Source organism: Streptosporangium sp. DT93 (assembly GCF_049844535.1).
Classification (GTDB): Bacteria; Actinomycetota; Actinomycetes; order Streptosporangiales; family Streptosporangiaceae; genus Streptosporangium.
Genome location: NZ_JBNCLF010000016.1, coordinates 179973 through 195120, shown reverse-complemented (window position 1 = coordinate 195120; position 15148 = coordinate 179973). Strand labels below are relative to the sequence as shown.

Sequence of the window (15148 nt, the reverse complement as noted above, 5' to 3'; positions counted from 1 at the left end):
AATCCTTCCGGATCAGCTTGCGGTGGAACAGTCGAGGCACACGCCCCAGTAAATGATCTCGGCTTCGTCGATCGCGAAGCCGTGATCGTCGGACGCGGTCAGGCAGGGCGCCTCGCCGACCGCGCAGTCGACGTCGGCGACGACGCCGCACGACCGGCACACGATGTGGTGGTGGTTGTCGCCGACCCGACCCTCGAACAGGGCCGGGCTGCCCGGCGGTTCTATACGGCGGACGAGCCCCGCGGTGGTGAGCGCGTGGAGTCCTTCGTACACGGCCTGGAGGGAGACCTGGCCGATACGGTCGCGCACGCCCGAGGTGAGCGCCTCGACCCCGAGGTGATCACCGTTCCGTACGGTTTCGAGCAGCGCGACACGGGCGGCCGTCACCCGCAGGCCGGCACCTCGCAGCTCCTCGGCGGTGGTCGGGGGCTGGGATGCGGTCATGGCCCCAACATACCCCAATAAAATGAATAGCTAAATATGTTGACTCATTCAAGTCTTGGCGGGGCGAGGCGGGTCACGCGAGGAAGATCACTCGGAGCCGCCCCCGGATCGGGTGCCCGGGCCGAGCCGCCCTGCGGCACAGGGGTGGGAGGACCACCCGGCCGATCACGTCGGCGGATGCCGGGCCGGGTGATCCGGAGATCTCCGTCGCCGCCGGCCGTGAGGTCCCGGCGGTACGTCAGGGGCGTTCCCGCAGCAGCGTTCCGCCGAGGGCGCCGAGGGCGTCGGCGGACACGTTCGCGTGCTGGGCGATCGTCAGGACGTCCCTGAGCCGCCGCTGGGTGACGCTGGAGTCGAACAGGGCCCGGCTTCCGAGGTGCGCGAAGCTCGTTCCCGTCACCTCCGTCGCCGTGCGTACGGCGTGCGCCGCCGAGGCGGCCATGGCCGCCGCCGTGCCCGCGGGGAACGGCGCTCCGCCGGCGGCGAGACGCCACGCCACCGCCGCGACGGCTTCGAGCTGGGCGACGGCGGCGTCCAGCCGGACGCGGATCAGCCCGAGCCGGTGCTCGGCCCGCTCCCCCGCGGCGCCACGCTCGCGTACGTGGTCCAGCAGGTCGCGCAGCGCTCCCTCCGCGGTACCGAGCGCGACCGCGCCCATGTGCAGCGCGAACGCGGGTCGTACCGGCAGCAGGCTGTGCGGCGTGGCCGCGTGCGACGGTGTTCCCCGCCGCGTTCCCCGCGGGGGGCCCGGCGAGAGGGCCGGCGGTGTTCCGCGCAGATCGTAGAGGTGGTGCCCGGGGACGGTGATCCCCCTCGCCCGGACCGTGTCGCTGCCGGTGGCGCGCAGGCCGAGCACCCTCCAGGTCTCCTCGATCTCCACCTCCCCCATCGGGAGCAGGACCCCCCGGGGGTCGCCGCCGGGCGGGCGGCAGTGCACCAGGATCCAGCGGCAGTGGTGGACGCCGGACGCGAAGCCCCAGCGCCCGCGCACGTGTACGCCTCCGGCGCCCGCCGCGATCTCCCCCTCCCCCGCGGAGGAGGCGGACACGATGACGTCGGGACCGCCGGCGAGCACGCTCTCGAACGCCTCCGGGGGCAGGCGCGCCATCGTGATCTGTGACTGGGCCCACACCATGACCGTCCACGCCACGGAGGCGTCGTACCCGGCGAGCACCCGCAGATCGGCCATGAGCCCGGGCAGGTCGCGTTCCTCGCCGCCGTGGCGGCGCGGCAGGGTCATCCTGAGGTAGCCGTGGGCACGCAGGAGGCCGACGAGCTCGTCGGGGAGCCTGCGCAGTTCCTCGGCCTCGGCGGCCAGGGCCGCGATCCGCTCCAGCGCCGCCTCGCGGTGCTCGCCGCCGACCCCGGCCGTGGCGCCCGGTGAGGCGGTGTCCCCCGGTCCGACGTCCCCCGGCGGGACGTTCCCCCGCCCGGTGTCTCCCGGCGGGGCGTTCCCCCGCCCGGTGTCCTCCGGCACGGCGTTCCCCGGCGGGACGTCCCCTCGCACGGCGTCCTTTCCCGGCACGACGTCCCTCAGCACGGCGACGTCCCGGGCCGGGTCGCGAACGAGGCGTCGACCAGTGCCCCCACGTGCGTCCGGACCGTGTCGATCAGGCCGATCTCCGCCTGCGGGCCGTCGTCCACGAGAAGGTTCAGCTCGGTGCAGGCGAGCAGGACGCCGTCGGCGCCCGAGGCCGCGAGCTCCCCGATGATCTCGTGGAGCCGCTCGCCCGCCCGCGGCGTCACCGAGCCCCTGCAGAGTTCCTCGTAGATGATGCGGTCCAGGTCCTGCTGCGCCCGCTCGGTGATCGCCGCCGTCGCCACGCCGCGCCTGCCCAGCTCGGCCGGGTAGGCGGTCATCCGGGCGGTGAAGCGGGTGCCGAGGACCGCCACGTTCGTCATCCGGCGGGCGGCCGCCTCGGCGGCGGCGGCCTCGACCAGGTCGACCAGCGGCAGCCCGCACCGCTCCCGTACGGAGTCGGCCACCCGGTGCATGGTGTTGCAGGCGATGCCCAGCAGGTCGGCTCCGCCGGCCTCCAGGCGGAGCGCGCCGGCGACCACGCGCCGCCCGGCGGCCTCCCACTCGCCCGCCAGCTGCATGCGTTCGAGTTCGGCGTAGTCCTCCGACCACAGGAGCACCCGCGCGGAGTGCGGCACCCCGAGCCTGGCCGCCACGGCGCGGTTCAGCTCGCGGTAGTACGTGACGGTGGAGGGCCAGCTCATCCCGCCGAGCAGGCCGATGACCCCCATCTCCGGTACGGGTGCCGTCATGTGCCGCTCGCCTCCGCCCACCGGGTGTCCGGGGTCCCGGCCGGCTCCGACGGCCGGTCCGGCACGGCCGTCCCCAGCCACGCCGCGTTCCCCGCGCGGCGGTAGCCGACGTGCGCCGGCCATTCCTGGCCCGCCAGGACCCCGTGGTTGTCCAGGATGGACAGCGTCGTCTCCCGTTCCTCCCTGAGCAGGGTGGCGTAGGGCTCGCCGCGGAACTCGGGATGGTCGGGGACGACGAGGACGGTTCCGGCACCGCGAACCGCGGCGGTGAGATCCCGGGCCGCGGTGCCCGGCCCGAGCTCCCGTTCGATCTCGTCGCCGTCGTAGAGGGGGTCGTGCACGCTGAACGGCACGCCGGAGCGGGCGAGCTCGGCCGCGATCCGGACCGTCGGGCTGTGGGTGCAGACCTTGATGCCTCCCTTGTAGGCGAGCCCGAGGATGAGGACGGGCCCGTGCCCGGCGACCGCCTCGGCCACGAGCACGCGCATCCGGTCGTCCGTCTCGACGGCCTGCCGCAGCAGCGACAGCTCGCCCACCTCCTCGGCGCCCTGCAGCAGGTAGCGGCTGGAGAGCGGGATGCAGTACCCGCCGGTCCCGAAGCTCGGGTGGAAGGTTCCGATGTTCCACTTGGTGCCGGCCAGGCGCAGCACCTCCACCATGTCCACGGACGGGAAGGCGAGGGAGAGCTGGTTGGCCAGGGTGATCTCCAGGTGGCGGTAGGCGTTCTCCACACATTTCACCAGCTCGCCCGCCACGTGGCCGGAGGCGCGGTGCAGGGTGTCGCACAGCACGGAAAGCACGGCGAAGGCGGCGTCCGCCGACCGGGGGCCGGCACCGCCGTAGACGCGGTCCACCTCGCGCAGGCCGTAGCCCTCCGCCGTGAACCAGTCCCGGCGCGGCGCCAGGGCCAGCAGGAGGTCCACGTCGGGGGTGAGTCCCGCCCGGCGCAGCAGGGGCAGCAGCAGGGTCTCGACCGTGCCGGGGGTGATCGTGGACTCGACGACCACCAGGGGCGGCGGCTGGCCCCTCCTGGCCGCCGTCGCCGCCGCGACGGCCGAGAGGACGTCGAGCAACGCCTCCGTGTACGGCTCGGCGTGCCTCTCGGTCGGCACCGCGATGAAGTGCACAAGGATGTCCGGTTCCAGGGCGCGTCGCCGGTCGTGGCTCACCGTCACCGTCTCCGGGACACCCTCGCCGGTGAGCCGCGCGACGCGGGACGGGCTCGTGTCGTATCCCACGACGCGGACGCCCTCGGCGGACAGCGCCGTGGCGGTGGACCACCCGATGTGGCCCAGGCCCCACACGCAGGCGGCCGCGTGACCTCCCAGCAGGGCCTCCCGGTAGAGCTCCGGCGGCTCGCCGGGGACGGGACGTCCGGATCGCGGGAGGCCGTCGCCGTACCCGGTGGAAGGAATGTCGTGAACCGTCATGCGCGGCCTCTCGACTCGACGTGGATCGGTGACTAGAGGAACGAGGCACGGGAGGGGCCGGCCGTGTGCCGGACGAGGCGTAGCCCTTCGGCGGCGGGCACGTTCACGGCGAGGCCCCGGGCGCGGGCCAGGAGTTCGACCGCGTCGGCGTCGACGCCACGGAATCCCTGGCCGGGGTAGCTGTAGCAGGCGATCGCCTCCTTCTTCAGGTCGAGCTGGTCCGCGATCGGGAAGTAGACGTTCGGGACGAACTCCGCGTGCCGCGCGGTGGCGTACTCGTTCGGCCCGAACTGCAGCAGGCTCGTTCCCGGGCAGCGACGGGACGCGGAGACGACGGCCCGGGCGACCCGGACGTGATCCCCGTGCGAGTCGTTCTCCCAGTGGGTGATGAGGGCGTCCGGCCGCACCCGCTCGACCAGGGCGTCGACGTGCCGGACGGCCTCGTACTCCGGGATGTCCTCGACCTGGTCGAGGGTGGCGTCCGCCACCCACAGCAGGCGGTGACCGAGCACGGCGGCCGCGCGCCCGGCCGCCGCCACGCGTTCGCGACGCGGGCCCGGCCTCGGTTCGGAGACGGTGAAGCAGGCCACGGTCACGCCGACGCCGCGCGCGACGAGGTGGGCGATCGTCGCGCCGACGGCGAGTTCGGCGTCGTCCGGATGCGCCACGACCACCAGGACCTCGGTCACGTGGATCCCTTGCGTACGCCCGCCAGCAGGGCGGCGAGTCCTCCGGTGAACCTCGTGAACTCGGCCGTCCCCGCCCCGCCGCCGCTCTCCAGCGCCTCCTCGAGCCCGGCGCACCGGTCGACGAAGACCGGGGCCTGGAGCCCGGTCAGCGTGGCGCCGTGCAGCGTCACCTTGACCCAGGTCGACTGGTACATGGCGGCCCCGTTGAGCAGGGCGCCCGACAGGTCGGACTGGCTGAAGCGGCTGTAGGCGCAGTTCGCGCCGATCAGCCGCGCCTCGCGCAGGTCGGCCGCGAGGTAGGCCTGCACCAGGGTGGCGTTCTCCAGGTCGGCCCCGCGCAGGCTCATGCCGCGCGGCGGGTCGCCGGTCAGCATGGCGCGGTAGAGGTTGGCGTTGCGGAGGTTCGCACCGGTCAGGTTGACGTCCCTGGCCGTCAGGCACCGGCCGGTGAAGCCGCTCAGGTCCGCCTCGGACAGGTCGCTCTCGACCAGGTGCAGGTTCTCCCCGTGGGCGCCGGAGAGCCGGGCACCGCGCAGGCGGCTGCCGGAGACCTTGCCGTCGTTGAGCACGGCGCCGGTCAGGTCCGCCTCGGGCAGGTCGCAGTTGCGCAGCCGGGAGCCGGTCAGGTCCGCCTCGCGCAGGTCCATGCCGGTGACGGAGACGTCGACGAGGTCGGCGCCCGGAGCGCGCAGGCCGCGCGCCCGCCAGTCGTGGCCGCGCACGCCGTCCAGCCGCAGCTCCGCCAGGCCGGCCCCGGTGAGGACGAGCCCGTCGCCGACGGTGATGCGCTGCAGGACCACGCCCCGGCCGGTGGAGCGGGCGAGGGAGGCGCCCCGCATGCTCGTCTTGGTCACCGTGAGCTGGTCCACGCACGCCTCGTCCAGCACGGCCTCGTCGAGCAGGCACTCGTTCAGCACCGCCCCCTGGAGGTTCGCCCGCCGGAAGGTCGCGCCGGACAGGTCGCACTGGTAGAAGGCCGATCCGGCGAGGTGGCTCTCGCCCAGCCGCGCGCCGCGCATGCTGCACCCGTGGAAGAGGGTGCCGGTGGCGTCGCGCAGACCGGTGAGGTCGGCGCCGTCGAAGACGCACGTCTGGGCGGCCAGCGCGTGCACGTAGGCCGAGCGCAGGCTGGCCCCCGACAGGTTGGTGCGTTCCATGCCGGGGCAGACCATGGTGACCTCACCGAGGTCCGCGTCCCGCAGGCAGGTGCCGTGCAGGATCGCCCGGTTCAGCGTGGCCCGGCGCAGGTCCGCGCCGGTGAGGTCGAGACCTCCCAGGTCCGCCTCGGCCAGTTGCAGGCCCCGGCCGGTGAGTTCCACCAGCGTGCGGGTGCGCTCGGAGACCTCCTTCACGACCGTCTCGCGTTCGGAGCCCTCCGCGTGCGCCAGCCTTCGGACGAGGTCAAGATGATCCTTGATCGTCAACCGCGTTCCTCTCCCGTTCCTTGGGCGGATCCTGTTGCTTCGGCGGATCCTGTTCTCTCGGCGCGTCTCGCTCGCCCGGCGGATCTCGTTCCTTCAGCAGATCGCGCAGCCATCCGGCGCTCCGGGCGGCGTCCCCGGCACCGACGCCCGCGTGGGTGTGCTCCAGGATCAGCACCCGCGGCGAGGTGTGCCCCAGCAGGGCCGGGATGACGTGGGACAGGTCGAGGTAGCCGTCCCGGGCGCTCTGCTCGGGCCTGGCCAGTTCGTGGCCGTGCTCGGCGTACCTGTCCGCAGTGGTGTTGTAGACGTGCATGCTGCGGACGGAGCCCGCCAGCGCCCTGGCGTAGGCCAGGGGGTCGCCCCGGGCTCCCATGAGGTGGGCGTGCCCGAGGTCGAGGCAGAATCCCAGGCCGGGGTGGGCCCTCATGAGCCGGCCGTACTGGTCGGGGTCGCGCAGCAGGGGGTTCGCGGAGAGGTTCTCCAGCAGGACGGGAACCCCCTGGTCGCGGGCGAGATCCGACAGCCAGCGCAGGAAGCGCTCGCACCGTCCGGCGAAACCGGCGGTGGTGAACGGCGGGTAGGGGCTCGGGAAGTGCACCACCACGTGGAGCGCGCCGACGCGGGCGGCGTAGCGCACGGTGCGCTCGGTCAGCCGCATCGCGGCCGAGACCCCCTCCGGGTCCGGGCCGGTGGGCGCGAAACGGCGCAGCGGCTCCGGCTCGTCGTAGGGCGTGGGGGTGTGCAGGGCCGGGCGGATGCCGTGCCGCGCGCAGAACCTCTCCACCCCGGGCAGGAGCTCGGAGGGATAGTTGTAGAACTCCACCACGTCGGGCTCGTAGACGAGCAGGTCCTCCAGGTCCTCGCGACGGGGCAGCACGCTCGTGGAGACGCCGAGCAGCGTCATGCCGTCCCACCGCCGGCCGCCCCCAGAAGCTCCGCCACGAGCCGCCGGGCGGCGTCCGTGTCGGCCTTGCCCGTCCTTCCCGCCGGCAGGTCGGCGACGATGTGCACCCGGTCCGGGACCTTGTACGGCTCCAGCCTGTCCCGGGCCCACGTCCGCAGCTCCGCCTCGTCGGGCGGGGTGTCCCCCCTGGGCACGAACAGCAGGTGCACCCGCTCGTTGAGCAGGTCGTCCGGCATGCCGACGGCCAGGCAGCCCGCGCACCGCGGATGCTCGGCGTAGCGGGCCTGGATCTCCAGCGGGGAGATCTTGATCCCGCCGCGGACGATCAGGTGCTTCGACCGTCCCATGAGCTCGACGACGTCCCTGCCGGGCGGGACGCGCGCCAGGTCCCCGGTGCGGAACCAGCCGTCCGTCATCGTCGCCGCGGTGGCCTCGGGGTCGTCGAGGTAGCCGGTCATGAGGTAGGGGGTGCGCAGCCACAGCTCGCCGGTGACGCCCTCGGGACAGGGGGTGCCGTCGGAGGCGGCGATCATGAACGTCACCCGGGGGCCGGGACGGCCGATGGTGCCGGCGTCGAGGTCGTAGCGGTCGGCGGTGAGGATGAAGTCGGAGGTGGACGTCTCGCTCAGGCCGTAGACGTCGGCGATGCCGGAACCGGGGAGGAGCTCCCGCAGCCGGCGGCCGGCTCCCGCGGACAGCGGCTCTCCCCCGGTGATCCACACGCCCGGCGATCCGGCGGCGGCGGCCTGCCGTCGCCGTACCGCGGGGTCGTCCAGCTCGGCGAGGATCATCCTGATCATGCTGGGCACCACGGCGACGCGGTCGAAGGGCCGCGCCGCGAGCCGCCGCAGGACGTCCTCCGCCGTGAAGCGCGGCACCAGGTGCACCGTCCCGCCGGTGAGCAGGGTCAGCAACGAGGTCCACTGCCCGAAGGCGAAGTTGAGCTGCAGGACGTGCAGCGTCGTCTCCCGGGACCCGAACGGCAGGACGGCGGCGATCGCGTCGAGCTTCGCCGCGAAGGCGTCGTGCGGCACGACGACGCCCTTGGGGCGGCCGGTGGAACCCGAGGTGAACATCACCAGGGCCTGGCCGGCGTCGAGCTCGGCGGGGACACCGGACGCCGGGGCGCCGAGCCGCCGTACCCAGTCGTCCCGGCCCGTCTCCAGCAGGGCCTCCCACGACTCCGGCGTGCCCGCCGGGTCCCCCAGGAGGATCTCGGCTCCGGTCCGTCCGGCGGTCTCCGCGACGGCTGCGGCCGGGGACCCGCGGTGCACGGGGACGACCACGGCGCCGTTGCGCCAGGCGGCCAGCTGGCAGACGAGGTCCGCGCACCTGTTGTCGACGGCCAGCAGGACCGGCCGGCCCGGCCGGTGCCCGGCGGCGGCCAGCCTCCCGGAGAGCAGCCGCGCCCGCTCGGCGAGGACACCGTAGGTCACCGTGGAGGCGTCGTCCACGAGGGCCGGCGAGCCGGCGAACCGCGCGCAGGCCTCGTCCAGGAGGGCGTCGAGCCGTCGGCCGCCGAGATTGTCAGTCATGTGTCCACCGAAAGCCGAACAGGTTCGCTCAACTGGCCAACGTCCATTCCACGAGAAATTACGAATACGAGCCCCGAAGCATCGCGGAGCCATCGTCCAGATTGACGGGAAACAAAAACAAAAAGGACGCCGCCCGCTTCTCCATTTCCTCATTCCGGGGTGACCGATTAACCATCATGGCGATTATGAATCAGGGTGCGAGGGACTGTCAACACCCGTTTCCCGCATTTATCGGCATCCGCGACCGTCCAAATAAGCGCAGGTCAGAGCACTTCTTCACCTGGACTGCCGAAAGAATCGGCACGGTGGAGCACAATGCGCGTACACCCGGTAAGGCCGTTGACCCGATGGCGCACCCCACCCTCCTCCGCGGCGATGAAAGGCATCCCCGCCACGTGTCCCGGATGCGGGAAAAGGCCGGGCGGAACAGGTCGCCGCGATATCCCCGGCCCCCGCCCGAGGTGCCCGGCCGCCGGGGCGGGGGGGGGGGGGCGCCCGCCCCCCCCCCCCCCCCGCGCGGGGCCCCGCCGCCGGGGCCGCCCCCCCCCGCGACCGCCACGGCGCTCCGCGTCCGGCCGGGAATCGGGGAACGGCCGGGGCGCCGCGGCGGCCGCGTGCCCGGCCCGGCGCGATCACCGGCGCTTCCCCGGCGGAGGCGCCGCCTCCGCGCGCGGTATAGTTCACCTCTCTCAGAGGCTCGGTCTTGAGGGCTCGCCCAATCCCGCTGGCCTGGTCGCGGCCCGCCCGCAGGGGTCCCGCGACGCGATGAGCCCGCCTCCCAGGAAGGAAACACCGATCGTGGTGCACAACAGCGAAGCCGACTGGGTCTCGCGTTTCGCGGATGACGTCATCGCCGAGGCGGAGCGTCGCGCCCCGGGCCGGGCCATCGTATGCGCCTCGGGGATCAGCCCTTCCGGGGCGATCCATCTCGGCAACTTCCGCGAGATCATGACGCCCCACCTGGTCGCCGACGAGATCCGGCGCAGGGGCCTGGAGTGCGTGCACATCCTGTCGTGGGACGACTACGACCGCTTCCGCCGGGTGCCGCAGGGCATCGACCCCGCCTGGAGCGAGCACGTGGGCAAGCCGCTGACCTCCGTACCGGCCCCTCCCGGCAGCGATCACCCCAACTGGGCCGAGCACTTCAAGGCGCCGATGACGGCCGCGCTGGCCGAGCTGGGCATCGAGGTCACGCCGATCAGCCAGACCGCGCAGTACACCTCCGGCGTCTACCGGCGGCAGATCCTGCACGCGATGCGCGAGCGCGCCACGATCGACGCGATCCTGGCCCGCTACCGCACGAAGGTGAAGCAGCAGGAGCCGCCGGCGGGCGAGGGGACCGACGCCGCCGACACCGCCGACACCGCCGACGACGGGGACGGGGACGGCGTGGCGAGCGCCGGGTACTTCCCCTACAAGCCGTACTGCTCGGTGTGCGACCGCGACCTGACCACCATCACGTCCTACGACGACGAGACGACCGAGCTCACCTACGTCTGCGCCTGCGGGCACTCCGAGACCGTGTACCTGTCCGAGCACAACCGCGGCAAGCTGGTGTGGAAGGTCGACTGGCCGATGCGCTGGGCCCACGAGGGCGTGCTCTTCGAGCCCTCGGGTGTCGATCACCACTCGCCGGGTTCCGCGTGGGTGGTCGGCGGGGAGATCATCTCCGAGGTGTTCCGGGCGCAGCGGCCGATCGGCCCGATGTACGCGTTCGTCGGCATCACCGGCATGGCCAAGATGAGCAGCTCCAAGGGTGCCGTGCCGACTCCGGCGGACGCGCTGGAGATCATGGAAGCGCCGCTGCTGCGCTGGATGTACGCCCGCAGGAAGCCGTCCCAGTCCTTCAAGATCGCCTTCAACCAGGAGATCCAGCGCACCTACGACGAGTGGGACGCGCTGGAGCGGAAGATCGCCGGGGGGGACGGGCAGTCGGCCGAGATCGCCTACCACCGCTCGGTCGCCACCGCCGGCGGAGCGCTGCCGGCCACGCCCCGGCCGCTGCCCTACCGGACGCTGGCCTCCATCGCCGACATCACGACGGGCGAGGAGGACCAGATGCTGCGGATCATCCGGGACCTCAACCCCGACATCCCGGTGACCTCCCTGGACGAGGTCCGCCCCCGGCTGGACTGCGCCAGGCGCTGGGTCAACACCCAGGTGCCCGACGACCAGCGCACCCGGATCCGCGAGGAGCCCGACGTCACCCGGCTCGCCTCCCTCGACGAGCCCCAGCGGGAGTCGCTGCGGCTGCTGCTCGACGGCCTCGACGCGCACTGGTCGCTCGACGGTCTCACGTCCCTGGTCTACAGCGTGCCCAAGGTCCAGGCGGGGCTGCCCGCGGACGCCGCGCCGACGCCCGAGGTGAAGACCGCGCAGCGCGAGTTCTTCGTGCTGGTCTACGAGCTCCTGGTCGGCCGTGACACCGGCCCCCGCCTGCCGACGCTGCTGCTCGCGGTGGGCGCGGAGCGGGTGCGCAAGCTGCTCGGCGCCTGAGGCCGCCCCTCGGACGTACCGCCCGGCCCGGGCCCCGGCTCGTCGCACGAGCGGGGCCTAGGCCACGACCGCGACCGGCTTGGTCACGATCCACACGTCCCCGTGCGCGGCGATCGCGGCGCACACGGTGTGCGCGCCGACCGGCATGTGCCGGGGGACGTCGACCTCCAGCGTGACGTCCTCGATCTCCGTGCCGCCCTCGCCGAGCACGAACTCCTCGACCGGGGCCTCGGGCGGATCCCCCCAGGACCAGCGGCGGAAGGCCAGCCCGGCGGCGAAGAACTGGAATCCCCGTACCGGCTCGGCGAGCCGCGCGCGCAGGTCGAAGGAGTAGGTCGTCCCGCGCTTCAGGAGATCCGGTCCGGCCAGCCAGGCGTCCCGGCACGCGGTGGAGGCGTCGAGGACCCGTTCGCAGCGGTGGCACTCCATCTGGCTCCGGCCGATGTGGCCGAAGCCCGGCAGGTCGAAGCGCGCGCCGATGACCTTGTTCTCGCAGTAGTGGCACGGCGCCGCGTCCCGCTCGTACGGGCCGGGCAGGCTCTCGCGCAGGTAGAACTCGTCGATCCGGGAGGTGGCGAACCGGCACATGTCCCCGGCGACGGACACCAGGCCGCGCTGCAGCGCCAGCCACTGGCCGACCTCGTAGGCGCATCTGTCGTCGAGACCCCGGGCGGTCCCGTTCAGCAGGGTCTTCTTGCGCACGGTGGTCGCGTGGGCGGGCAGGTAGTACTCCAGCAGCCTTTCCGCGGCGGCCCTGGTCGCCGGCAGGTCCCGCATCTGGGCCGCCTTGGGGTGGCGCTCCAGCATGGCCAGGAGACGGGTGGAGAACTGCAGTCTCCGGGCGCTCCCCCAGATCGAGAGGACCGCCTTGGCCTGGTCGGGCAGGGCGTGGTCGGGGTAGGCCTCGACGACGACCTCGACCGGTCGCGGTCCGGTGTGCAGGAGGACGTAGTCGTCGCTGCCCCGGACATGGCCCAGGCGCAGGTCGTCCGAGGCGATCGCGGTGTCCGTGGTGGGGCGGACGATGAGCAGGTCGTCTCCCGGGCTTCCCGACCCCCGTGCCGTGTCGACGAGACCCGGGGTCAGGGTGAGGGGGGTCAGCGTGGGCGGGGTGGGGGTGGAACCGGCCGGTCGCGCGCCCTCCGGCCGTTCCCGTTCCCGGTCCCGGTCCTGGCCGGTCGCCGGGTCGCCGAGCCTCTTCGCCGGGTTGCCGAGCAGGATCCAGGGGGTGTCACCGGTGCTGTTCAGCGTGGCGGCGTTGAGCCGCATGCAGGTCTCACCGAGGGTGTGGCCCCTCCTCAGCAGCGCGGTCGCGTACAGGAGCATGGAGTCGTCGGCGTCGACGATCTGGAAGGTCGTCAGCAGGGAGCCGACCCTGGGGTTCTCCAGCATGCGCTGGCCGAGCGTGGCCGCCGGAGGGAACGTGCTGCCGTGCGGCGGCACTCCGGTGCACGTCTGCCAGACCATCGTCCCGGCGGCGAACATGGCGGCGCCGACCCTCTCCGGCGTCACCCAGCCGTCTCCGGTACGGCGCCGCCTGACGCACTTGTCGGCGTCGTGACCGCAGGGCAGGAACCAGGGGTCGTCGGTGTCGCGCGCGTTCCCGTCCGCCAGGGTGCACAGGACGGCCTCGCCGAACGGCGAGTCGGCTCCGCTGCCGTGGCTGACGAGCCCGACCAGTTCGTAGCCCTCGCCGACCGCCGTGACCAGCGCCGGGTCCTCGAGCGCGAGCACCGTCAGATCCGGGTGCGAGCGCGGGGCGATGCCGGCGAAGGAGAACTCGCTGCACAGCAGGGTGCCCTCACGTCGCGCGGTGACCGGTTCGAGGAGTTTCCGCACCTGCAGCCGGATCGACTCCTCGCCGGCCCAGCCGGCGACGAAACCGATGTGCTTGCGGCGATTCGTGGCAAGGGTCACCAGCTCGGCCAGTTCCCAGACGGCCACGTCCTTTCCCGCGGCCACCAGGACGTCCCGCTCCGGACGGTCGTTCATCGCCTCCGTCAGCGTTTTCCAGTCGTCCGCCACGAACAATGACGCCCCGACGGCGTCCACATAGGGTTTGACGGCGGACAGGCACGACGGGTCGGCCAGAATGAGCTGAGGCTGGTTCATTGTCATACTCGGATTTCCGTTTTTCGCAAATGGTTGAGACCCGGAGCCGGGGGGCGGACCCCCGGCTCCGGGCGCCGCCCGCCGCGGAGCACCGGCCTCCGCGGCGGACCATGACCCGACCTACCAGCGAACGAAGCCGGGGCCGCCTGCCAGCACGTTCGCCGGCCCGATCACCGTGCCCTCGACGTCCGCCGAGGCGACACTGACCACGGCCACCGAGCCGAAAATGGCCGCGGAGGCGACGGCGGCGACTCCAGCCGCTTTTACGATCTTGCCGATGGTGTTTCCGTCCTTCATTTCATCCTCTTTCACCGCTCTGGGGAGGCGCATCAGGTGGCGCTTCTACAATTGTCAGAGTAAATCCGTCGGACGGTGCCGTCAAGATTGGTTCACCGGTGGCCGGAATTTCGTTTCCGGCATTTATTCAGGGCATGCCTTTTGAATCTCCGAGCATATCGATGTTTCTCGAACCGGTGCCGTTCTGAGTCGTGGTCGTCGATTCATCGCTGAAATCGCCGCCGCGGTCCGGTCACGGTTCCGGGCGGGGAGAGGCGGAGTCGGGAGCGGGGGGCCGGGCTGAGAGGGTGGCGAGGGGCGGAACCGGGCGGACGTCTCCCGGCACCCCTCGGCGGACTCCGTGCGGGACGACCTCCTCGCGCGGCGCTAGGGGACGGCGGCCAGGAGCGCGGCGAAGGGCGCCGGCGGGATGGAGGTGAAACATCTGGTGTCACCGCACGGCATGGCGTGCCGCCGCAACTGGTCGCGCAGATCCTCCACGATGGGCGACGTGGGACCGCGCAGCACTCCGGAACGGAGTTCGAAGACGGTGAGGGTGTCGTCGTCCACGCCCAGTTCGGGACGGTCCTCGACCGTGACGACGGCCAGCGGGAGATCGTCGCGCCTCTCCGTCCCCTCGGCGCCGGCCTTCCGGTCGTGTGGCAGGAAGACGACCCTGAGCCTGTCGCCGCCGTCCGGCGTGGCCACGACGAGCCCCCTCTCCGGATCGTCCCCGGTGATCTCGCAGCCCTTCCAGAGCAGTTCCCCGCGCCAGGTACGGAAGACCTCCGCGACGGCCTCGTCCGCCCGCTCACCCGTGACGGCCTCGTTGTCGAGCCGCTTCTTGATCTTGGCCGGTACGCCGCCGACCAGCACGTCGCGGGGAACGGGTGCGGTGACCACGGAACCGGCCGCCACCATCGTGTTCTCCCCGATCTCCACTCCGGGCAGGATCGTCACGTGGAAGCCGAGCCAGACGTTGCGTTCCACGCTGACCGGGGCGTACGCCGGTCGCACGCCCATGAGCGGCCCGTGCCCGAAGTGATAGCCGTGCGTCCAGATCGCCAGGTAGGAGCCGGTCCCCACGTTGTCGCCGATGCGGATCTCGCAGTTGGCGTTGAGTATCGAGTGCTGGCCGATCGTCACCCGGTCGCCGATCCGCACGACGGCCGTGGAGGTCGCGGTCCCCCCGTAGCCCACGGTGGACCCGTCGCCGAAGTAGAGCAGCCGCCCGGCCACGAAGTCCCGGCAGACGATCGCGGCGCCCGGGGCGATCCGGGTCGCCTCCTCCACCCGGAACCGCTCGGCCACCAGGACCCTCACACCGGCGGCGATCTCGGAGTCCCCGCCGACGTGCAGGGAGGTGGCGCGCAGGTCCGTACCCGCCCCGATGGTCACACCGTCGCCGATCACCATGTCCTCCGCGACGAGGGTGACGCCGTCCCCGAGGGAGACGTTCTCCCCGATCCGGCAGCGGGCGGCGTGGACACGGACGTTCCGCCCCACGCGACAGCCGGGTGGAAGATGGTCCAGCGCGACCGGCTGGACGTTGAGCTGGTTCGTCACG

Annotated in this window: 12 protein-coding genes; 1 reads left to right on the top strand and 11 read right to left on the bottom strand. The window is 72.6% G+C overall.

What is annotated here, in order from left to right:
* Positions 1-12: 12 nt before the first annotated feature.
* The 8 genes from ACLQ2R_RS29765 to ACLQ2R_RS29730 form a co-directional block, all read right to left on the bottom strand.
* Positions 13-444, bottom strand: a complete 432-nt coding sequence (locus tag ACLQ2R_RS29765) for a Fur family transcriptional regulator (protein WP_425964205.1) — start codon at positions 442-444, stop codon at positions 13-15.
* Between the two features lie 238 nt (positions 445-682).
* Positions 683-1984 (bottom strand): acyl-CoA dehydrogenase family protein, encoded by a 1302-nt coding sequence (locus ACLQ2R_RS29760; protein WP_425964203.1) that lies wholly within the window; start codon positions 1982-1984, stop codon positions 683-685.
* Positions 1978-2715 (bottom strand): aspartate/glutamate racemase family protein, encoded by a 738-nt coding sequence (locus ACLQ2R_RS29755; protein ID WP_425964202.1) that lies wholly within the window; start codon positions 2713-2715, stop codon positions 1978-1980. Before ACLQ2R_RS29755 ends, ACLQ2R_RS29760 begins: the two co-directional genes overlap by 7 nt.
* Positions 2712-4145 carry a UDP binding domain-containing protein gene (locus tag ACLQ2R_RS29750; protein ID WP_425964200.1) on the bottom strand — a complete coding sequence of 478 codons (1434 nt, stop codon included), beginning with the start codon at positions 4143-4145 and terminating at the stop codon, positions 2712-2714. Before ACLQ2R_RS29750 ends, ACLQ2R_RS29755 begins: the two co-directional genes overlap by 4 nt.
* A gap of 32 nt (positions 4146-4177) precedes the next feature.
* Positions 4178-4834, bottom strand: a complete 657-nt coding sequence (locus ACLQ2R_RS29745) for a PIG-L deacetylase family protein (protein WP_425964199.1) — start codon at positions 4832-4834, stop codon at positions 4178-4180.
* On the bottom strand, positions 4831-6258 hold the full coding sequence (locus ACLQ2R_RS29740) for a pentapeptide repeat-containing protein (RefSeq protein WP_425964198.1): 1428 nt from the start codon (positions 6256-6258) through the stop codon (positions 4831-4833). The genes ACLQ2R_RS29745 and ACLQ2R_RS29740 overlap by 4 nt, the downstream gene beginning before the upstream one ends.
* The gene (locus tag ACLQ2R_RS29735) at positions 6236-7162 is read right to left on the bottom strand and encodes a sugar phosphate isomerase/epimerase family protein (protein ID WP_425964197.1); all 927 of its coding nucleotides are present in this window, start codon (positions 7160-7162) and stop codon (positions 6236-6238) included. The genes ACLQ2R_RS29740 and ACLQ2R_RS29735 overlap by 23 nt, the downstream gene beginning before the upstream one ends.
* The gene (locus ACLQ2R_RS29730; protein ID WP_425964196.1) at positions 7159-8697 is read right to left on the bottom strand and encodes a class I adenylate-forming enzyme family protein; all 1539 of its coding nucleotides are present in this window, start codon (positions 8695-8697) and stop codon (positions 7159-7161) included. The genes ACLQ2R_RS29735 and ACLQ2R_RS29730 overlap by 4 nt, the downstream gene beginning before the upstream one ends.
* A gap of 798 nt (positions 8698-9495) precedes the next feature.
* Between ACLQ2R_RS29730 and lysS the strand changes: the two genes are divergently transcribed.
* On the top strand, positions 9496-11193 hold the full coding sequence (gene lysS / locus ACLQ2R_RS29725) for a lysine--tRNA ligase (RefSeq protein WP_425964194.1): 1698 nt from the start codon (positions 9496-9498) through the stop codon (positions 11191-11193).
* Positions 11194-11250: 57 nt separating this feature from the next.
* Here lysS and ACLQ2R_RS29720 read toward each other — a convergent pair whose 3' ends face one another.
* The 3 genes from ACLQ2R_RS29720 to ACLQ2R_RS29710 form a co-directional block, all read right to left on the bottom strand.
* Positions 11251-13305: a hypothetical protein gene (locus ACLQ2R_RS29720; protein ID WP_425964192.1), complete on the bottom strand. Its 2055-nt coding sequence runs from the start codon at positions 13303-13305 to the stop codon at positions 11251-11253.
* A gap of 120 nt (positions 13306-13425) precedes the next feature.
* Entirely contained in the window at positions 13426-13602 is a 177-nt protein-coding gene (locus tag ACLQ2R_RS29715; protein WP_425964190.1) for a hypothetical protein, read from the bottom strand.
* A 366-nt stretch (positions 13603-13968) separates the two neighbouring features.
* Positions 13969-15147 carry a DapH/DapD/GlmU-related protein gene (locus ACLQ2R_RS29710; RefSeq protein WP_425964188.1) on the bottom strand — a complete coding sequence of 393 codons (1179 nt, stop codon included), beginning with the start codon at positions 15145-15147 and terminating at the stop codon, positions 13969-13971.
* Position 15148: the final 1 nt, after the last annotated feature.